This window comes from Prevotella sp. C0026C3 (assembly GCF_056590795.1).
On the sequence record NZ_JBWPWW010000016.1, the window covers coordinates 1 to 20,877 of the forward strand.

17 protein-coding genes and 2 tRNA genes are annotated in these 20,877 nt (G+C 41.2%); 11 read left to right on the forward strand and 8 right to left on the reverse strand.

Annotation, left to right across the window (positions count from 1 at the left end; all coding sequences use genetic code 11):
• Positions 1-172: 172 nt before the first annotated feature.
• Positions 173-568 (forward strand): acyltransferase family protein, encoded by a 396-nt coding sequence (locus tag AC1EK4_RS09570; RefSeq protein ID WP_480358059.1) that lies wholly within the window; start codon positions 173-175, stop codon positions 566-568.
• An 862-nt stretch (positions 569-1,430) separates the two neighbouring features.
• On the opposite strand, the gene AC1EK4_RS09575 is transcribed toward AC1EK4_RS09570, so the two are convergent.
• Positions 1,431-3,050: a glycoside hydrolase family 10-like protein gene (locus tag AC1EK4_RS09575; protein ID WP_480358062.1), complete on the reverse strand. Its 1,620-nt coding sequence runs from the start codon at positions 3,048-3,050 to the stop codon at positions 1,431-1,433.
• A gap of 103 nt (positions 3,051-3,153) precedes the next feature.
• Here AC1EK4_RS09575 and AC1EK4_RS09580 point away from each other — a divergent pair, with 103 nt between their 5' ends.
• The 8 genes from AC1EK4_RS09580 (at position 3,154) to AC1EK4_RS09615 (ending at position 8,156) form a co-directional block, all read left to right on the forward strand.
• Positions 3,154-4,671, forward strand: coding sequence for a carbon starvation CstA family protein (locus AC1EK4_RS09580; protein WP_480358065.1), 1,518 nt, complete (start codon positions 3,154-3,156; stop codon positions 4,669-4,671).
• 12 nt (positions 4,672-4,683) lie between these two features.
• On the forward strand, positions 4,684-5,169 hold the full coding sequence (locus AC1EK4_RS09585) for an outer membrane beta-barrel protein (RefSeq protein ID WP_036900527.1): 486 nt from the start codon (positions 4,684-4,686) through the stop codon (positions 5,167-5,169).
• Positions 5,169-5,780 carry a recombination mediator RecR gene (gene recR, locus AC1EK4_RS09590; RefSeq protein WP_036900529.1) on the forward strand — a complete coding sequence of 204 codons (612 nt, stop codon included), beginning with the start codon at positions 5,169-5,171 and terminating at the stop codon, positions 5,778-5,780. The genes AC1EK4_RS09585 and recR overlap by 1 nt, the downstream gene beginning before the upstream one ends.
• 8 nt (positions 5,781-5,788) lie before the next feature.
• Positions 5,789-6,220, forward strand: coding sequence for a hypothetical protein (locus tag AC1EK4_RS09595; RefSeq protein WP_036900531.1), 432 nt, complete (start codon positions 5,789-5,791; stop codon positions 6,218-6,220).
• On the forward strand, positions 6,217-7,410 hold the full coding sequence (locus AC1EK4_RS09600; RefSeq protein WP_036900533.1) for a glycosyltransferase family 2 protein: 1,194 nt from the start codon (positions 6,217-6,219) through the stop codon (positions 7,408-7,410). Before AC1EK4_RS09595 ends, AC1EK4_RS09600 begins: the two co-directional genes overlap by 4 nt.
• Complete coding sequence (locus AC1EK4_RS09605) at positions 7,403-7,906, forward strand: GNAT family N-acetyltransferase (RefSeq protein WP_062434042.1); 504 nt, start codon at positions 7,403-7,405, stop codon at positions 7,904-7,906. Before AC1EK4_RS09600 ends, AC1EK4_RS09605 begins: the two co-directional genes overlap by 8 nt.
• Before the next feature lie 75 nt (positions 7,907-7,981).
• Positions 7,982-8,055: transfer RNA gene (locus AC1EK4_RS09610), tRNA-Asp, on the forward strand.
• Between the two features lie 27 nt (positions 8,056-8,082).
• A tRNA-Asp gene (locus AC1EK4_RS09615) sits at positions 8,083-8,156 on the forward strand.
• A 44-nt stretch (positions 8,157-8,200) separates the two neighbouring features.
• Here AC1EK4_RS09615 and AC1EK4_RS09620 read toward each other — a convergent pair.
• The 6 genes from AC1EK4_RS09620 to lon all read right to left on the reverse strand — a co-directional run bounded on the left by AC1EK4_RS09620 (position 8,201) and on the right by lon (position 17,542).
• On the reverse strand, positions 8,201-9,019 hold the full coding sequence (locus AC1EK4_RS09620; protein WP_062434046.1) for a FimB/Mfa2 family fimbrial subunit: 819 nt from the start codon (positions 9,017-9,019) through the stop codon (positions 8,201-8,203).
• 231 nt (positions 9,020-9,250) lie between these two features.
• Positions 9,251-10,585 carry an NADP-specific glutamate dehydrogenase gene (locus AC1EK4_RS09625; protein WP_036900712.1) on the reverse strand — a complete coding sequence of 445 codons (1,335 nt, stop codon included), beginning with the start codon at positions 10,583-10,585 and terminating at the stop codon, positions 9,251-9,253.
• Between the two features lie 473 nt (positions 10,586-11,058).
• On the reverse strand, positions 11,059-12,648 hold the full coding sequence (locus AC1EK4_RS09630) for a DEAD/DEAH box helicase (RefSeq protein WP_062434049.1): 1,590 nt from the start codon (positions 12,646-12,648) through the stop codon (positions 11,059-11,061).
• Positions 12,649-12,656: 8 nt separating this feature from the next.
• Positions 12,657-13,928: an LptF/LptG family permease gene (locus tag AC1EK4_RS09635; RefSeq protein ID WP_036900714.1), complete on the reverse strand. Its 1,272-nt coding sequence runs from the start codon at positions 13,926-13,928 to the stop codon at positions 12,657-12,659.
• A gap of 13 nt (positions 13,929-13,941) precedes the next feature.
• Positions 13,942-15,069, reverse strand: coding sequence for a tRNA guanosine(34) transglycosylase Tgt (gene tgt, locus AC1EK4_RS09640; RefSeq protein WP_062434052.1), 1,128 nt, complete (start codon positions 15,067-15,069; stop codon positions 13,942-13,944).
• Between the two features lies 1 nt (position 15,070).
• Positions 15,071-17,542, reverse strand: a complete 2,472-nt coding sequence (gene lon, locus AC1EK4_RS09645) for an endopeptidase La (protein ID WP_062434055.1) — start codon at positions 17,540-17,542, stop codon at positions 15,071-15,073.
• A gap of 171 nt (positions 17,543-17,713) precedes the next feature.
• On the opposite strand from lon, the gene AC1EK4_RS09650 reads away from it, so the two are divergent.
• The gene (locus AC1EK4_RS09650; protein ID WP_062434058.1) at positions 17,714-18,412 is read left to right on the forward strand and encodes a tRNA1(Val) (adenine(37)-N6)-methyltransferase; all 699 of its coding nucleotides are present in this window, start codon (positions 17,714-17,716) and stop codon (positions 18,410-18,412) included.
• Positions 18,413-18,415: 3 nt separating this feature from the next.
• On the opposite strand, the gene AC1EK4_RS09655 is transcribed toward AC1EK4_RS09650, so the two are convergent.
• Positions 18,416-19,447, reverse strand: a complete 1,032-nt coding sequence (locus AC1EK4_RS09655; protein WP_036900297.1) for a diacylglycerol/lipid kinase family protein — start codon at positions 19,445-19,447, stop codon at positions 18,416-18,418.
• A 187-nt stretch (positions 19,448-19,634) separates the two neighbouring features.
• Here AC1EK4_RS09655 and spt point away from each other — a divergent pair, with 187 nt between their 5' ends.
• Positions 19,635-20,822 carry a serine palmitoyltransferase gene (spt, locus tag AC1EK4_RS09660; RefSeq protein ID WP_480358072.1) on the forward strand — a complete coding sequence of 396 codons (1,188 nt, stop codon included), beginning with the start codon at positions 19,635-19,637 and terminating at the stop codon, positions 20,820-20,822.
• Positions 20,823-20,877 lie beyond the last annotated feature (55 nt).

Consider the following 20,877-nt stretch of genomic DNA (forward strand, 5'->3'; position numbering starts at 1 on the left):
AAATTAAACTTTTCTACTCCAAAGTGTGAATTCTTCAAATACGTTTTATAATTTTGCACTTGCTGGTTGACTCTGCGGCACTCCATGGTAGCTCGGACTTTCCTTTGTTTCTAGAGAGTATTGTCTATTTATTATTTTATTTTTCGTATCTTTGCAAAATAATAAGAAAAGAATGAAAGCTGATAGCAAAAATCGTATTGCAATATTTGATGAATTGAAAGGTATCGGAATCATCTTAGTCGTATTAGGGCATTCTATTCAATATTGTAGAAAAGGTGATGTGAATAATATATTCTTACTTGATAATGTTCTTTTTGAATTTATATATTCATTTCATATGCCTTTATTCATGCTGGTTAGTGGATACCTTTTTTATTATAGCTGTGAACGAAATTCTTTAAGACATAATCTCGGAAGAAAATTTAAAGGGCTATTAATCCCCATCATTACTTATACCTTTGTTTTATTTGTCTTGGCTCGTCAATGGAGAGTTGATATGCCTGTATTAGAGCATCTAGTCAATTTCTTTGGGAATCTTTGGTTTCTATGGTCAGTTCTTTTTTTCTAGTATCACTTTGGGTATTATACATAGTAAATTTAAAGGTCATAATAAATTTAAAACTTATTGGTTTCTTCAAGCATGTATCATTATTCTTTTTTTGCTATTACCGGATAACTACTTCGTAACATTTGCTCGTATTAAATGGATGTATCTATGCTTTTTATTAGGGTTTGAAATCAATAAATGGAGTTTGTTCGTACAATTTTCTCGAAGAAAAATGATGATTGCTACATCCTTTTTTAGTGTAATATTTTTAATACTGTTTCAGTATTATAATCAAGAGAGTTTTATATATACGTCTGGCTTTTCTTTATATTCTTCAAAGTATTCTGCAATCCATCAATTATATATAGATGTTTTTAGATATATGATTGGTATATTTGGTAGTTTTGCTATTGCAGGTTTGACTTTGTTGTATCCTGTAAATCTATTTCGAAAGAATATTTCCCATGTTATATCAACTCTTGGACAGAATTCAATAGGGATTTATATTTTTCAGTGTTATTTATTCATTGTAGTCCATAGGTTAACAGCAGGATTAGATTATTCTTTACCGAGAAGTGTAGGATGCTGTATTGTGGTTATATCGGTATGTATGCTTTGCACTTCTATCACAAAACGGTCAAAGTATTTAAGTATTTTAATCTTAGGTGTCTAGAGACATAAACAAACAGATAAACTTATAACCTTCATTTGCTGCAAAAGCTTGTCAACATTGCTGTTGGTGCTTTTCAGTATTACTGCGGAGTCGGGGCAGCGATGTTGCCCGGCCATTGCAGTTTTGAGGTTAACAGGTAAATGGGTAAATAAATAGGTGAGAGGCTATCTCATATCTGTGGGATTGGGAGGATAGAAATGTATCTGCCGATTATCTATTAATCGTAAAATAACCGATACGATGGCTTTGACCGTTGGCACTAAGGGTACGTAAGATGTATGAACCATTAGCGAGTTGATGCACATCAACATTGTTGGTACGCACTGTGGCAGTTGAGAGGATGACACCGGTGAGGCTTGTAATTGCCACGGTGAGATTAGGGGAGTCTTGTAAATAGAGTGCAGGAATGGTCACTTTCCGCCCATCGCATGGTAGCGAAACGTTGATATCTTGTTTGGGAGAAACTTGTCTTATGGTACTTGGCCGACTCTCTATGCCGTATCTATCCATTGCTGTGACAGCATAATACATGTTTGTATCTTCTATTTCCAAGTAGTCGGTGGCTATCTTTGCGGCTAAAAGATTGTCTCCATTCTGTATGTCTATAGGCCAAGTGCTACTGCTATATATATTATAATAGGTGTCGTCGGCTTTCTCCCATTTTAGTATCTGTTTCTCCAATCGGAGATTTTGAGGTGCCGGGGGAGTTTGTTTGGAGGCCCATGTCATTGGCGGAACCAAAGCCGGATGTCGGTTGAATTTCGCTGTGAAGTCGTAAATATCTTTCAGATTGTCGGTGAAAAACTTGCTACGGAAAAAGGCGTAGCCCAATTTATAGCTGCGTAACATGTGCATTTCACGTTCAATGACGCTGGAATCCCAGTTTTTTTCTGCCGGAGACATGAAGTAGATGCCTAGTCCGGATACAATTATTCGACCACTAGCTTGTTCAGACCAATCGATAGCAAAAGGGTAGAACTGGTTTCCACGGAAGTACATCATGGGGAAAAGTTCGTCCATCAGGCCGTCGCGTAGCCATCCTTGTGCATCTTGACATACCTTATTATAAGCATTCCAGTCGTAGCTATAGTATCTTGTCAAGTCGTCGGCTTTTCCCACAGGAGAACAACTGAGTTTCACCCAAGGCTTTCGGCTTTTGACGGCATCGTGTATGCGACTTACAATATCGGTGATATATTGACGTGCACGGTCTTTGGGAATCTTGATATTCCATGTCTCCGGATAGCGAAGGTAGTCGAGGTGGATACCGTCAACATCGTAGTTCTCTACTATCTCGCTACATATCCGACTCAGGTACTCGCCTGTACGGGCATCCTCAGGACTCATGTATCCATCGGCACCTATCTTTTTGAGTGTCGTTACTCTTTGATTTTTAAGGTTCTTGATACCCAGTCCATTCCACTTCCCGATGGGTATCGTCACGACCCATGCTTGCAATTCCATGCCGCGTTTATGGCATTCGGAGATGGAAAATTGTAACGGATCGTAGCCCGGAGAACGCCCCGGAATGCCACTCATGCACCCATCCCAAGGCTCATAGCGTGATGGGTAGATGACGGTTCCGCGAATACGAGTTTGCAACAATACCGTATTGATACCTGCTTCTTGCAACTTGTCAAGGATTTGAATGAGTTCTTGTTTTTGTGCTTCGATAGAGGTAGATGAACGGGCATAGCGATGTGGCCAGTCTAGACCGCCAATGGTGGTAAGCCATACGGCTCGAACCTCGTATTTACTTTTTTGAGCCACGATCGTGCTGTCGAAACATAAGAGAAACAGCGTTATAATGATTGCTATTATTCTATTCATTTATTGGGTGTTTATTGTTCCAAATTAGTCACAAAGGTACTTATATTTTTTCTCTTTTCAAATTTAATGTTTACTTTTGCAATAGGCTTAAATTCATATTATAATGATATCTTTTACACTTAGTCTATTGGCTTTAATAGTGGGTTATCTCATTTATGGGCGTTTTGTAGAGCATGTTTTCGAACCGGATAATCGGCCGACGCCTGCTGTAGCAAAGGCCGATGGAGTGGACTATGTGGTGCTTCCGGGATGGAAGGTATTCATGATTCAATTTTTAAATATTGCCGGTACCGGTCCTATTTTCGGTGCTATCATGGGAGCATGGTATGGTCCTTATGCCTATTTGTGGATAGTGTTGGGATGTATATTTGCCGGAGCTATGCATGATTATTTTTGTGGTATGTTGTCGGTTCGGCATGATGGTACAGGTTTGCCCGACTTGGTTGGAAGATATTTGGGATTAAGGACGCAGAAGGTCATGCTTGTCTTCTCGGTATTACTATTGATGATGGTGGGCGTGGTATTCGTATATAGCCCCGCTATCGTTCTGTCTAATATTGTGGGTAGCAAACTTCTTTGGATTCTGCTTATCTTCATTTATTATATCATAGCGACGTTGTTGCCTATAGATAAGATTATAGGTAAGATATATCCACTTTTTGCTTTCTCGCTTCTTTTTATGGCTGTAGCTCTCTTGATAGGTCTGTTTTTGAAGATGCCTACACTGCCTGAGCTATGGAGCGACTTGCCTACGAGCAATTTGAATGCTGTCCCGGCTTGGTTGGGCGTATCTCAATTTGCCGAAACCAACCCTATATTCCCCTGTTTATTTATAACGATTGCATGTGGAGCTATTAGTGGATTCCATGCGACTCAGAGTCCATTGATGGCTCGTTGTATGAAGAGCGAGAAGCAAGGGTGCCCTATCTTCTATGGTGCAATGATAACCGAGGGGCTCGTAGCATTGATTTGGGCTACGGTATCTATCTACTTTTTCTATCATGGAGGATGGAAAGAGGTGGTTTCACCGGAAGTTGCCAATCAGTTTATTGCCCAGTTTGAAGGTGGTAAGACGCTTGTACAATATTTCGATGCACCTTCCGTTGTCAAGTATATCTGTGAAGGATGGCTGGGTGTTGCCGGTGGTATATTGGCTTTGTTGGGTGTCGTGGCTGCACCGATTACGAGTGGTGATACGGCTTTTAGAAGTGCTCGACTTATCGTAGCAGAGTCTTTAGGGCTTGAACAGAAGGCCCTGCATAAGCGTCTGTATATTGCTGTGCCGATGTTTGTGTTAGCTCTTGGGCTACTCATTTGGCAGATGGAGAATCCTAATGGATTCAATGTCATTTGGCAATATTTTGGCTGGGCAAACCAAACACTGGCAGTATTCGCTCTTTGGACGACGACGGTGTATCTAGTTCAACGTAAGAAACCCTTTGTCATTAGTTTGGTTCCGGCAGTCTTTATGACAGTAGTGTGCTCGACGTTTTTGCTGGTTTCAAAGCAAGCGTTCGGACTAAGCCAGTCAAAATCTTATGTAGGGAGCATTGTAGTATTGGTTGCTTCGTTGGTATGGTTCTTCGTATGGTATAGGAAACAGTATAATATTAATCAATAATATCAATTTGTAATGAGAAAAAAAATAGTTTTAATGATTGCTGCTTTGCTTATGACGGTAGCAGCAAATGCCCAGTTTGAAGGTGGCAAGACGTATATAGGAGGTTCATTGACAGGCTTGAATATGAGTTATAATGGCTTGAGTCATTTCAGTTATGGCCTTCAGGCACAGGCCGGATATATGATTGTCGATGATTTGATGGCTTATGGTACGGTCGGATATTCGCACATTGGTAATGACGGGATAGGCGATAGCTACAGTTTGGGTGTAGGTGGTCGCTATTATATTGAGCAGAATGGTATCTTCCTCGGAGTAAATTGTAAGTATAAACATGCACCTCATTACAATGATTTGATGCCGGGTGTAGAGGTTGGATACGCTTTCTTTTTAAGTCGTACGGTGACAATTGAGCCTGCCATTTATTATGACCAGTCGTTCAAGAAGCACAGTGATTATTCCACGATTGGTCTTAAAATCGGTATAGGAGTCTATCTGTAATGTACGAATCATACCCATCTTCGCTACTTGAAAAAGCAGTAGATGAGTTCTCTAAGTTGCCGGGCATAGGGCGTAGAACGGCTCTACGTCTGGTTTTGTATCAGCTTAGACAATCTTCACAGTCGGTGGATAGCTTTGTTGAAGCGATTCATCGACTGCGTCATGAGGTGAAATATTGTACCGTATGCCATAATATCAGCGATACGGATATTTGCTCTATATGTGGAGATCCTAAACGAGATGCCTCCATGGTTTGCGTCGTTGAGAATGTACAAGATGTGTTGGCTATAGAGAATACACAACAATATCGAGGGTTATATCATGTATTGGGTGGTGTTATATCACCCATGGATGGTGTCGGTCCTAGCGATTTGGAGATTGATTCATTGGTAGATAGGGTACAACAAGGCGATGTAGAGGAGGTGATTTTGGCTTTGGGGTCGACCATGGAAGGCGATACCACCAATTTCTATATATCGAAGAAGCTCGCACCTTTCGATATTCATATCTCTGTTATTGCGCGTGGTATCTCGGTAGGAAATGAATTGGAGTATACGGACGAAGTAACATTGGGGCGTTCTATCGTGAATCGTATACCGTTTAAAAGTTAGTTTATAGCATGAGAAGAACCTGTAATATATTATTAGGATTGTTCTGGGGAAGTATCGTACTGTCTCTGCTGATGGTTGTTTTGTTTGAGAGCGACTTGTTGTTACCGGGTGATTGGACTACAGATAAGAGTGCTGAATTTCTTTGGGCGGTTGTGATGGAGTTGCTAACCATCTGCGTGATTCCACTAGCATTGAGATTGTTTCATTTCACAAAAGTAGAGAAGCAGATTATTTCTAGCTCTTCTGAGACATCGGGCGCTTATAGGCGATTGGCTATCCTTCGCCTATTGTTATTAATGATTCCGCTAGTTGCTAATACATTCTTATATTATATGTTTATGAATGTAGCTTTCGGATATATGGGAATCATCCTCTTATTGAGTGCTTGTTTTATTTATCCATCTTTGTCGCGTTGTCTCTCTGAAACCCAAGAAGTTTGAAATTATCGGTTATTATCGTCAGTTATCAAGTCAAATACTATCTTGCGCAGTGCCTTCTATCATTGTCTAAGGCTTTGCAAGAGATAGAGGCAGAGGTGTTTGTGGTGGACAATCATTCTACAGATGGTACTGTTTCATTGCTGAAAAAAAACTTTCCTTGGGTTAAAATCATACAGAATAGTGATAACTTAGGATTTTCCAGAGCCAATAATATAGCTTTTAGACAAGCTGTGGGAGAGTATGTCTTATTGCTCAATCCCGATACAATCGTAGGGGAGGACGTACTTCGTGAAGCCTTGAAGAAGATGGACGAAGATCCGAAAATAGGTGGTGCTGGTGTCAGAATGGTATCAGAAACCGGACAAAAGGCGCCAGAATCGCGACGTGGAATTCCTACCCCCATGACTGCGTTCTATAAGTTGATTGGACTATGTAGTCGTTTTCCGGCGCATCATCGGTTCGGACATTATTACATGGGGTATCTTTCTTGGGATGAAGTTTGCGAAATAGAGATTGTCAGTGGGGCTTTCTTTTTGGTAAGAAATGGTGCCATCAAAGATAAAGACTTGCTAGATGAAGCCTTCTTTATGTATGGTGAAGACATTGATTTGTCCTATCGACTGTTGCAGAATGGCTGGAAGAACAATTATTTGCCATTGTCTATCTTGCATTATAAAGGTGAGAGTACGAAGAAATCTTCTTTTCGTTATGTCCACGTATTCTACAAAGCAATGCTTATCTTCTTTCGAAAATACAACCAAAATCTTTGCTTTTTGGTATTCTGGGCTATACAATTAGCCATTGGACTGAAAGCCGGGCAGGCTTTAGTAGGGCTATTGATTGAACAGTTGAAAAAGAAGTTGGGATTGTTGCCGAGCATTGTTGCGCCTATGACATATTATTATTGGGGTGATGAGGAACAAATATTGCTTTTCGAGAAGTTTGCACAAGGGCATGGATTAGATCTTCATCCGAAGGTGTTAAATGAAAATGAGCAGCTTGATATTGATAAATTGTGTTCTGAAAATCTCACAGGAGAGTTATGTATCGTATTTGATACCGATAGATTTAGATATGATACTATCATAGATACGCTTTCGGAGAATCCTAAAGATAATATTCATTTAGGACTATTCTATCCACAATATCATTGGTTAATAACAGCAAAGGAGGTGCTGACAGATGAGTAAAGTAACTTTGAGGGCTTTAGAACCGGAGGATTTGGATATACTTTATAAGATAGAGAACGATAAATCTGTATGGAATGTAGGGGCGACTAGTGTGCCTTATTCTAAGTATTTGCTACATGATTATATTGCGAATTCTACTTGTGATATCTATACTGATAAGCAAGTTCGACTGATGATACTCAATGAAGATGGTTATGGAGTAGGGGTAGTTGATGTAGTTGACTTCAGTCCTCGGCATCTTCGAGCAGAGATAGGCTTTGTTATTATGAGTCAATATCGTCGAAAGGGCTATGCCGGAGCTGCCATCAAGCAAGTCATGGCCTATTGTAAGAAGACATTGAATATGCATCAATTATATGCAATTGTCGATAAACGGAACACAGTATCAATCAAACTGTTGGAGAAGTGTGGCTTTCATGCCTCTTCAGAGCTTAAAGATTGGCTCTTGGAAGATGGATGTGCTCATTCTGCATTATTATTGCAAACTTTTCTATAAAAAAGTTGTTTGATTCTTGGTGGAATAAAATATAATCGTTACCTTTGCACTCGCAATTGACAAGATGGTCTATAAGGTGCGTTAGTTCAGTTGGTTAGAATGCCTGCCTGTCACGCAGGAGGTCACGAGTTCGAGTCTCGTACGCACCGCCTGAAACCTCTTCGATAAAGCACTTTGGTGCGTTAGTTCAGTTGGTTAGAATGCCTGCCTGTCACGCAGGAGGTCACGAGTTCGAGTCTCGTACGCACCGCTCCAACTTAAGGGTTATTTGTTGAAGCTTTCATTATTTCGTATTTAGAAAGTTACATTATAATAGCTTGAATCCCAACTATCATCTATTGAAATTTTAATTCCTGCTGGTGAGTTGGCTTGAATGCCACTAAAAAACTGTCCGGTGTATTGTGTAATTCGGTTGGTTGTTACAGGTACGAGTGGAAATTCAGCTCCCTGAATGCTATTCCCTGCTACGTCTATTGCATCTATTTTCATTTTTAATTCTTTGCCATCTGCATGTGGAAAGGTATAGACATCGAAGATATAGTATCCATCAGAAGATTTAGTCGGAATATCCCTATATTCCGTTTGGCGTGAGTTGACTTCTCCAAATCCTGTGACACAGTTCAATGTGCTACTTCCACCGGTATAATAGAATTTAAACTGTTTGACTTCTGCCGGTATTTGGTCGTCGTTGATGCGTAGCCGGAACTTGGCAACAGCTCTTTTTAACTCAATATTGTAGTCAGAGGATTGGTCACCCACCGTTATGTTAGCTACATAATTAAACGTATCTGTTACTTTGTTTTTGTAGAAACTAACCTTTGTAGGGCTGGATAAGGTTGCATTACCTAATCCACTATGGGCGACTATCACTATTGTATAGTTGCCTTTGGGGAGTTTGATTTTAAGAGTCCCAAAGCCCGGAGTATCCGAAGTCTGGTCAAAAGAAGTAACTTTGTTTTCGCCTTCAAATACAGCAAGATTAATTCTTGAGCATACTTTTGATAGATCGTTGACCGCTCTTGAAGTGATATTTGACGTTTCAAAGGGGATTTGTTCTAGTTTATCAACTCTAAAGGTGATGTCGACTCCATCTCCACTTGCATATTTCTCCATGTCAACATGTTCACATGCGCAGAGGCAACAGGCAAGTACTAGGAGAAACGCATAAGTCAATCGGTTTGTTTTCATGGTGATGTATAAGTTTGTGTTTAATAGATTTGAACACAAATATAAGAATTATTCAAATATGCTCAAAATAATTCTTACTAATAATTTTGTACAGTAAAGGGGAAGCTAGAATAAAACTAGCTTCCCCTTTCTCATTTATTTTAATCGCAATATCGTTTATACAATACCTTGAGCCATCATAGCTTTCGCTACTTTCATAAATCCTGCTACGTTTGCACCCTTTACATAATTGATGTAACCATCGGGTTGTGTACCATACTTCACACAATTCTCATGAATGTCTTTCATAATGTTGAAGAGTTTGGCATCAACCTCTTCGCGTGTCCAATGGATTCTTTCAGAGTTTTGAGACATCTCAAGGCCTGATACAGCTACGCCTCCTGCGTTAGATGCCTTACCCGGACAGTAGAGAATTTTTGCATCTTGGAATACCTGAATAGCCTCCGGTGTGCTGGGCATATTGGCTCCTTCGCTCACTGCAATCACTCCGTTGGCAACCAAAGTTTTGGCAGCTTCCTCGTTGATTTCGTTTTGCGTAGCGCATGGAGTAGCGATGTCGGCTTTCTCTGCCCAAGGTTTTGCGCCTGCAACATATTTACAGCCATATTTCTCTGCGTACTCTTTGATGCGGCCACGCTCAACGTTTTTCAGTTCCATCACATATGCTAACTTCTCAGCTGTGATTCCATCCGGATCATAAATATATCCATCTGAGTCGGAGAGTGTAACAGGCTTAGCACCTAGTTGAATCAATTTTTCCACCGTATATTGAGCTACGTTGCCGGAACCGGAAACCAATACAACTTTGTTTTTTAAATTTTCATTGCGTGTAGCAAGCATGCTTTGCAAGAAGTATACATTTCCATATCCTGTTGCTTCAGGGCGAATCAATGAGCCACCGAATTCCAAACCTTTACCGGTCAGGATGCCTTGGAACTGATGGGTGAGCTTCTTGTACATGCCAAACATATAACCTACTTCGCGTCCACCAACTCCAATGTCGCCAGCAGGCACGTCTTCGTCGGGGCCAATGTGGCGGTACAGTTCACTCATAAAAGCTTGACAGAAGCGCATTACTTCGGCATTTGATTTGCCACGTGGCGAGAAATCAGAACCACCTTTGGCTCCACCCATGGGAAGAGTGGTCAGTGAGTTTTTGAATGTCTGCTCGAAAGCAAGGAATTTAAGAATAGAAAGGTTTACAGATTTATGGAAACGAAGACCACCTTTGTACGGACCAATTACGTTGTTGTGCTGAATACGGTATCCCATATTGGTTTGTACGTTGCCCTTATCGTCTACCCATGTGACGCGGAATTGTACCAAACGATCTGGAATGCAAAGACGTTCTATCAGATTAGCTTTCTCGTATTCAGGATGTTTATTGTACTCATCCTCAATACTTACTAATACTTCGTGCACAGCCTGAATGTACTCCGGTTCATTCGGGAATCTCCTTTTTAGAGTCTCTAATACTTCTGTTGCTTTCATCTTCTTGTCTTTTATTTAATTGTAAAACGAATCCTGCATGATGATGGAGCTTTTATTGCCCTACATAAACATTCTCTTATCTATTGATATTGCAAAGATAAATCATTTCTATCAAATTAAAAACAAAAAGAAAGAATATTTTATGAAAAAGTAGAAAAAAGATAGTTCTGTGCTCAAAAACGTATATCAATTTACATATATACCTTATTATATATACATTTCTGTTTTTTCCAATTGCATATAAAGACCGTTACCTTTATTTAAAATGTGCGTGATAGAAATTTGATATAGTTATGATGGAAATGGCATATCGAAGTACTTGGATTGCTGCTGAGGCTTTGCAAAATTGCTGCTGGGGCTTTGCAAGATTGTTGGCGAAACTTTGCAGCGATGCTGGAAAGGCGTTGCAGTAAATTAAAAATGAAAAAGGCAGAAGCCAATAGTATGGATTTCTGCCTTGATAAATTAATCTATTATTTCTTGATACCAAAGATACGTTTAAAGAATTTCTTCAGTCCGCCCTCTTGTTTTACTGGTTGTTGGGCAGTAACTTGCTTCTTTTGTGGACGTTGCTTTTTGTTTTGACGATAATTCTTTTTATGTTCTTTGAATTCGGAACCACTGTCATTTCTCCTTGCTTTATTGGGTCTATCTTTCTTGGAACGGTATTCTTTGCTTTGACTAGCAGCATCGCCTTGCCCTTGTTTTGGGGCTGATTGAGGGGTAGGATTGTTGTTGTCGCGACGGTTACGATTCCTTTTAGGATGATGAGAACGCTTTTCTGCCTGCTCTACATTAGGTGTGGTATCGTTAGTTTTGCGACTTGGTTTCCGCTTGTGTGCCGTAACCTCACGGTCTTTTCTTCGCCTATTCTTCGCCTTATCGCCTTGACGCCTATTTTGATAGTCTGCTTTATATTCCGGTCCATTGCCTAATTCCTTTGGCAATTCGTTCTTGACGATCTCTTTTTCTAAGAATTTCTCAATCTGCTGGAAGTAAGATATATCCATATCATTGACCAATGTAATAGCTTGGCCATCTCGGTCGGCACGTGCCGTACGTCCAATACGGTGAACATAGTCTTCTGCATCATGGGGCACATCATAGTTGATGACCATGGCAATATCGTCGATGTCGATACCGCGAGAGACAATGTCTGTGGCTACGAGTACGTCCAGCTGACCGCTCTTGAATTTGAACATGATGTCGTCGCGTTCTGCTTGGTCTAGGTCGGAATGCATCTCTCCTGAGTTGATGTGCTTATCTTGTAGCGCACCGTTGACTTGCTTTACCTTCATCTTGCTGCCACAGAAAATGATGACACGCTTCAAGTCGCCACTCTTGAAGATGCTCTTGATGATACCAAGCTTCTGTGTTTCGTGACAGATGTAGGCACTTTGCTTGATTTTCTCGGCAGGCTTGCTGACCGCCAATTTGATTTCTGTAGGATTCTTCAGCAGCGTTTTGGCCAGTTCTTCTATCTTTGTAGGCATCGTAGCCGAGAACATAATGGTCTGACATGTTTTGGGTAGGCCTTTGGCTATGGTCATAATATCTTCAGAAAATCCCATATCCAGCATTCTATCGGCTTCATCAAGCACAAAGAATGATACTTTGCTAAGGTCTACATTGCCTAGACTGATGTGAGAGATGAGGCGTCCCGGTGTAGCGATAACGACATCGGCACCTAGTCGCAGACTCTTGAGTTCCTGATCATATCTGTTACCATCGTTGCCACCATAGACTGCAACGCTACTTACACTTTGCAGATAATACCCGAAACCTTGCATGGCTTGGTCTATCTGTTGGGCGAGTTCGCGGGTCGGGCTCATTATGATACAGTTGATGGCATCGCTAGGATAACCGCCATCATCAAGTTTACTAAGGATTGGTAATAAGTAGGCTGCCGTCTTTCCGGTTCCCGTTTGTGCTACGCCTAGCACATCGTTACCCTTTAATATTTCCGGTATACAGTTTTCTTGTACGGGTGTACATGTGTCGAAATGCATATCGTATAAGGCATCCAATACATTCTCATTTAATTTTAATTCGTCGAAATTCATATTCTAATTTAATTCGGTGCATGTCGATAGCAGAAATATGCCACGACAGCAAATATAACATTGGGTATCCATGCTGCAATGATGGGGGGCGTGTTAGCCTGAATAGCAAATGTCGCAGAGACAGTTTGCAGCATGATATAAATAAAACTTAATGCCAGTCCGATACCTAAATACATACCCATACCGCCTTTGCGTTTCTTGGAAGAGAGCGAAAGACCGATGATGGTGAGGATAAAGGAGGCGAAACTAGAGGCAATACGCTTGTGATATTCTACCTGATATTGAACTACATTGCCCGATCCACGGTTGATTTGCTTGGATATGTACTCCTTTAATTCCGGACTGGTAAACGTTTCTTGCTGACCTTTGGAGTAGACGAGATCGGTGGGTTCCATTTGGATGAGCGTATCTTTTTCTGTACCACTTGTGATGTGCTCACGCAATCCTTTGAGTTGTCTAATTTTCCAATTGGACACTGTCCAGTGGTATTTGGACTCCGAGATGGTGTCGTATTGTATTTCTACGGCTGTCATGTGGCTGACTAGTTTTTTGTTTTCAAACTTATCAAGCGAGAAGCCGTAGCCACGTTTAGCATTGTTGTCGTAATGTTGAATGTAGGCTATCGTACCTTTGTCCACTTGGAGTTGTACATTATCGGCAGAGGTATTCTTCTTTTTGTTCTTGTACATTGACTCGAAATTCTGACGGATGACGGTTCCGTGCGGAATGACATATGCCGTAAGATAGAAAGAAAGCGCTGAAATGAGTACACAGGAAATCATATATGGACGCATGAGACGCTTGAAAGAGATACCTGCGGCCAGCATAGAGATAATCTCGGAGTTTCCGGCTAACTTGGATGTAAAGAAGATGACGGCTATGAAAACGAACAGCGGACTGAACAAATTGGCGAAGTAGGGCACAAAGTTCAGATAATAATCGAAAACAATAGCACGTAGGGGGGCATGGTATTCCGCAAATTTGGCCAAATTCTCATTGACGTCGAAGACGATGGAGATGGATATAATCAGCAGAATGGAATATATATAGGTACCAATAAACTTCTTGATGATATACCAATCCAAGCGTTTGATATATTTGAAAACATTCAAGACACTCAGCCATTGCAACTGATGGGCAAGCCATCGGAGGGCTTGTCTCTGTCGCGAAGTATGAGCATAACACCATTTAAGCATCCTATGGAACCATGTCGGATGCTTGCTGAGCCATCGTGCTACGCGATAACGCTGGTGATGTTTTCTGAGTTTATAATATTCCATAGATACTCTGTCTTTATACACGGCGACCTAGTTGGTCGATGATAGAGTTCTTCCAAGCCACAAAGTCGCCTTTTTCTATGTGGAATCTAGCATCGGTTACCAGTCGAAGATAGAATGCTAGATTGTGGATGCTAGCTATTTGCATGGCCAACAATTCCTGAGCTTTAAACAAATGGTGAAGATATGCCTTGGTATATATCTTATCTACCTCGCATCCGCTGGCATCGATAGGGGAGAAATCCATTTCCCATTTCTTATTACGGATATTGATAGTGCCTTCGTAAGTGAACAACATGGCATTGCGCCCATTGCGTGTCGGCATGACACAGTCGAACATATCTACTCCACGTTCTATGGCTTCGAGGATGTTTTGTGGGGTTCCAACTCCCATTAGGTAGCGTGGCTTGTCGGTTGGAAGAATCTCATTGACCACTTCTATCATCTCATACATGACTTCGGTAGGTTCACCAACGGCCAGTCCACCAATAGCATTGCCATCAGCACCTTTATCAGCTACATATTTAGCAGCTTCACTTCGTAAGTCCCTGAAGGTGCATCCTTGAACGATAGGGAACAGAGTTTGTTCGTAACCATATATAGGTTGGGTCTCATTGAAGCGTTTGATACAACGGTCAAGCCATCGTTGTGTCATTTCAAGACTCTTTTTTGCGTAAGAATAATCGCTTTGCCCGGGTGGACATTCATCGAAAGCCATCATGATGTCTGCACCAATAATACGCTCGGTATCCATGACACTCTCAGGCGTGAAGATATGTTTCGAGCCGTCAATGTGTGAGCGAAACTCGCAGCCTTCTTCTGTTAGCTTGCGTATTCCGGTCAATGAAAATACTTGAAAGCCACCGGAATCGGTGAGGATAGGGCGTTGCCAACCGTTGAAACCATGCAATCCGCCGGCTGCTTTAAGAATCTCTAAGCCCGGTCGTAGGTAGAGATGATAGGTGTTACCTAATATGATTTGAGCTTGAACTTGCTCTATTAATTCGGAGAAATGTACTCCCTTGACAGAGCCACAAGTACCCACGGGCATAAAGATAGGAGTCTTTATTTGCCCATGTGCAGTTGTGATAAGTCCGGTTCTTGCGTTGCTGGCGTTGTCGGTGTGTTGTAGTTCAAACTTCATCTTACTTGTCTATCGTTGTTTCTATGTCTTTGACAGTCAGGTCTATTGGGTTCTTAACCATCTCATCTGTCAATGCAAAATCCCATACATCTTGTACATTCTCCACATAGTGGAACTCTACTCCTGTTCTATACTTCTCCGGTATCTCTTCTATATCCTTTCGATTGTCTTTGCACATGACGATGTCTGTGATGCCGGCACGCTTAGCTGCAAGGATTTTTTCTTTGATACCACCAACAGGAAGAACCTTTCCACGGAGGGTAATCTCGCCAGTCATGGCTGCATTTTTTCTGACCTTACGCTGGGTGAGAGCTGAAGCAATAGATGTAGCAATGGTAATTCCGGCTGAAGGACCGTCTTTTGGCGTGGCTCCTTCCGGTACATGGATGTGAATATTCCACTGGTCAAAGATTCTGTAATCTACTCCAAGACTGTCTACGTGGGCCTTTACGTACTCCAAAGCAATGACAGCACTCTCTTTCATTACATCGCCAAGGTTTCCTGTTAATGTTAGTTTTCCGGCCTTACCTTTGCTCAATGAGGTCTCGATGAAGAGTATTTCGCCTCCTACACTAGTCCATGCCAATCCCGTAACAACTCCGGCATAATCGTTACCTTGGTATATATCGCGATAGAAAGGAGGATTCCCTAACAAGTCTTTAGCTATTGTTGGAGTGACATTAGGGGAGATAATACTGCCATGAACAGCCTTCTCATAAGCCATTTTTCTTAAGGCTTTGTTGATTTGCTTCTCTAGTTGGCGTACTCCACTTTCACGAGTATACTGTTCAATAATGGTCTCCAAAGACGGTTTGTTGAACTTGATTGCAGTGTGATAGTTTATCAATCCTGTATTCTCTAGTTCCTTTGGAATGAGGTGTCTCTTTGCTATTTCTATCTTTTCCTCTGTGATATAACCACTCACTTCTATGATTTCCATGCGGTCGAGTAGTGGGCGTGGAATCGTATTTAAGTCGTTGGCAGTGGCTATGAACATAACTTTAGACAGGTCATAGTCAACATCTAGATAGTTGTCATGGAATGCATTGTTTTGTTCTGGGTCCAAAACTTCGAGCAAAGCTGATGACGGATCGCCATTGATAGTGTTTTGAGTGACTTTGTCAATCTCATCAAGAATGAAGACAGGATTGCTAGAACCGGCCTTTTGAATACTCTTGATGATGCGTCCGGGCATTGCTCCGACATAGGTACGACGATGTCCTCTAATCTCACTTTCATCGTGTAAGCCACCTAATGACATTCTAACATATTTGCGATTAAGGGCAGATGCGATGCTTTTACCAAGACTTGTCTTGCCCACTCCGGGAGGACCATAAAGGCAAATGATTGGAGATTTCAAGTCACCACGTAGTTGTAAGACGGATATGTATTCGAGAATACGCTCCTTAACCTTTTCCATTCCATAGTGGTCATGGTTCAAAATACGCTCTGCACGAGTCAATCTAAGGTCGTCTTCTGTATATTCTCCCCATGGCAAATTGACCATATTTTGCAGATAATTCACCTGAACGCTGTATTCTGGACTTTGGGGATTGTACATATCCAACTTGTCCAATTCCTTATAGAAGACCTCGGCTACTTCTTCAGGCCACTTCTTTGACTTCGCCTTTTCTTCGAGTTCATGTCGCTCAGGAGAACCATCACCATTGCCTAGTTCTTCTTTGATATTTTTGATTTGCTGTTGGAGGAAGTATTCTTTCTGCTGTTCGTCTAGGTCTTCACGAGTTTTGCTACGGATGTTTTGCTTCAGTTGAAGAAGTTGAATTTCTCTATTCAATACTTTCAATGCAATATATATGCGATCCATCAGGCTATTTGCCTCTAGCATTTTGATCTTGTCAGAGACTGCAAATGGCATATTGGAACAAATGAAATCCACTACGATAGTATCATTCTGAATGTTACTTAGCGCATATTGGGTTTCATCTGCGATGTCGTCATTCAGTTGAATGTATTCTATTGTGCTTTTCTTTAAGTCTTCTACGGCAGCTTTAAACTCCTTATCATTGTCTGCTGGAAGTTGTTCGGGCATAGGAATGACGGTGCCGGCATAGTATGGTTTCTTTTTGGTTACGGCTTGTAACTGACAACGTCCAAAGCCCTGTACGAGTGCAGTAAGATTATTGCCCGGCCCCGGCATCTCTAAGACGCGTAGTAATTTTGCAAATACACCATACTCGTATAAGTCGTCTTTTGATGGCTCGTCAATGTCCGGGTCTTGCTGACTGAATACTCCAAAGAATTGATCGGGATTCTTTTTGAGTCTATTTATGAGTTGTAGACTCGTTTCACGACCAATTAAAATAGGGGTAACAACACCGGGGAAGAGTACAAGATTGCGCGTGGCTAGAATGGGAATTTGCCCAGTAACATCGGTTTCGAATAGTTTGCTAATATCTCCATCGTAGTCAGCTATCATCTGAATAGATGCGTTTTGTTTCTTATTGTTCATTGTCTGTCTTAATAAAATCCCTTATGGGCAATTTTCGAAGTGCAAAGGTACTAATTAAAATTGACATACTCTTCGTTGTCTCTATAAAATAAGTAAAGTACATGCGAATCCATTATATGGAGATAATGGAGTGATACAATAATTTTAGAAAGTTGTCGTTTCATAGGTTGTATGAAGCATGAAGAATTTACATTTAAGCAGTTTATCGTACGTCAAGAGCGTTGTGCTATGAAAGTTGGTACGGATGGAGTTCTTTTGGGGGCTTGGAGTGCTGGTGGAAAACGCATCTTAGATATCGGAACGGGTACCGGACTGATAGCTTTGATGATGGCACAGCGGTTTCCGGAAAGCACTGTTGATGGAGTGGAAATAGACGAAAGCGCCTATACCCAAGCTTTGGAGAATGTAGATGAAAGTTCTTTTTGTGAGCGTATAAAGTTATTTCATGCATCATTGCAGGAATTTCAAGCGAGATATAAGTATAATGCTATAGTTTCAAATCCTCCATTCTTTGTCGATTCTTTAAAGGCTCCAAGTCCTTCTCGCAATATGGCTCGCCATACCGATACATTGACCTATGAAGACTTGTTTGTCGGTGTAAGAAAGCTCTTGTGTGAAGATGGAAAGTTTTCTGTTATTATCCCTGTGGAAAATATAGAGCATTTCCTTGCAATATCTTCTTTATCAGGCTTTTATGTCTCTAGAGAAGTCTCTATAAAAACAGTGCTGAGGAAAACTCCAAAGCGTTGTCTTTTAGAGTTCGTTTTGTGTCAGCCAAAGACAGTAGAGAAGTTTATGGTAACCCTGATGGATGGGATGGGAGGTCGTTCGGAATGGTATAACAACTTGACAGCGGATTTTTATTTGTAGCTGTTAGATGTTAAGCTTGCGTTGCAAAACCTTGCTTAGGGCTTGGGCACGCCTACCTTGTTTGCTAATATCACTACGAATGACGTTGATTTCGTTAAAAAGTTCTGCGGCAGCAGCTTGTAATGCATTCGGTTTTCTTAAATCTCGATTTGCCTCGGGATTGATAAGCATCTTTATGCCTTTCTCTTGTAACGATATATTTATGTCTTCACCAGTCATGACAGGGTCTCCGTCGTAGTGTATGAATCCCGGTTTACTTCTATGTATTTGTAGTTGTTTGCAACGAAACGACTTGATTTTGGAATTTTTATCAAGTGTTTTGTTAAACATATCGATACTAATTTGAGGAGCTTCCAATACGTCGAATGGTTCCATAATCACAATATCCATCAGTCCATCACTCATAGAAGCCTGAGGTGCGATATAGGCGTTGTTGCCATATTGAGAGGCATTGGCACACGAAATAAGAAATGCTTTGTATTTAGCAGAACTTCCCTTGATGTTGATTTCGTATGTCTCCGGTTGATAGCTGAGCCCTTCAAGCAATATATTCTCAACATAAGTGATAGGGCCTCGTTTTCCCGATTCTGCAAATTTATGGCTGACGAATGCGTCAAAGCCCATGCCGCAAGTACAGAAGAAAGGATAACCGTTGATGATACCATAGTCTAAATCCCGAATCTCACACTTGTTAATGACAGCCATAGCTTTCTTGAGATTCATCGGAAGCATGAGATGTCGAGCCAATCCGTTGCCTGAACCGCAAGGTATTATTCCTAAAGCAGTGTTGGAATGTACGATGGAACGGGCTACTTCGTTAACCGTTCCATCGCCCCCGATAGCTACAACAATGTGTACACCATCATTTTTAGCTTTGTTGGCTAGTTCTGCTGCATGACCGGCATGTTCTGTTGTTTTGATGTCATAGTCAAAGAGTTCTTTGTCTAGACATTTGTCTATCAGTTCAGGAATGCCTGCTTTGTTGGTCGTTCCTGAAATAGGATTCATGATGAAAACAATTTTTTTCTTGCCCATTTCCTCTCTGATAGTGTTATTATAAATTCTTTGCAAAAGTAGTAAAAAAACGCTTATATACTGATTTGTTCCTATGATAAAATTACATAAAAGACATATTTCCGGTAAAAAAGAATGATATATAACATCTTTTTCGTATCTTTGCAGCCTATAAAAAATAATGTAGTTCTCTACACCTATTATTAAAATGGGACAGTTACAAGAAAGATACAGAAATTATCGTGAGCCTCAAAAGTTTATGGAGGCAGGAGTGTATCCCTATTTCCGTGCGATAACGAGCAAACAAGGAACAGAAGTTGAAATGGGTGGCCATAAGGTCTTGATGTTTGGATCTAATGCATATACAGGCTTGACAGGTGACCAACGAGTAGTAGATGCGGCAAAGGCTGCACTTGATCGTTATGGTTCGGGCTGTGCAGGAAGCCGTTTCCTTAATGGGACTCTGGACATTCACATCCAACTGGAAAAAGAATTGGCAACCTTTATGGGCAAAGACGAAACTCTTTGCTTTTCTACTGGCTTCTCTGTAAACCAAGGTGTGTTGGCTATGGTCGTTGGAAAAGGCGACTATATCATCTGTGATGATCGCGACCATGCTAGTATTGTGGATGGTAGACGCCTTTCTTTCGCTCGCCAGTTGCATTACAAGCATAATGACATGGAAGACTTGGAGCGTGTGCTGAAAGCGCTTCCGTATGAGGCTGTGAAGTTGATTGTCGTTGATGGTGTGTTCTCAATGGAGGGTGACTTGGCTAAACTTCCTGAGATTGTTGAGCTGAAACACAAATACAACTGTTCTATCATGGTTGACGAGGCGCATGGTGTAGGAGTTTTCGGTAAGCAGGGTAGAGGTGTTTGTGACTATTTCGGATTGACAGATGAAGTTGACTTGATAATGGGAACGTTCTCAAAGAGTTTGGCTTCTATTGGTGGATTTATTGCATCTGATGCTGATACCATCAATTATTTGCGCCATACTTGTCGCACTTATATCTTCAGTGCATCTAATACACCGGCTGCTACTGCGGCCGCACTTGAAGCTCTTCATATACTCCAAGCAGAACCTGAGCGTTTAGACCATTTATGGGCTGTGACTCGTTTTGCATTGAAGCGTTTCCGCGAAGAGGGATTTGAGATTGGTGAAACCGAAAGTCCTATCATTCCGTTATATGTACGTGATATTGATAAAACATTCTTGGTAACCAAGATGGCTTTCGATGCCGGAGTGTTTATCAATCCGGTTATACCGCCAGCTTGTGCTCCTCAAGATACTTTGGTACGCTTTGCTCTGATGGCAACTCATACCGAAGAGCAGGTAGAACGTGGTGTTCAAATCTTGAAGAAGATATTTGTTGACTTAGGTCTTATTAAATAAGACTTTATAAAAGAGACTGTAAATACAGATGGGGATATGTTTTTTGCATATCCCC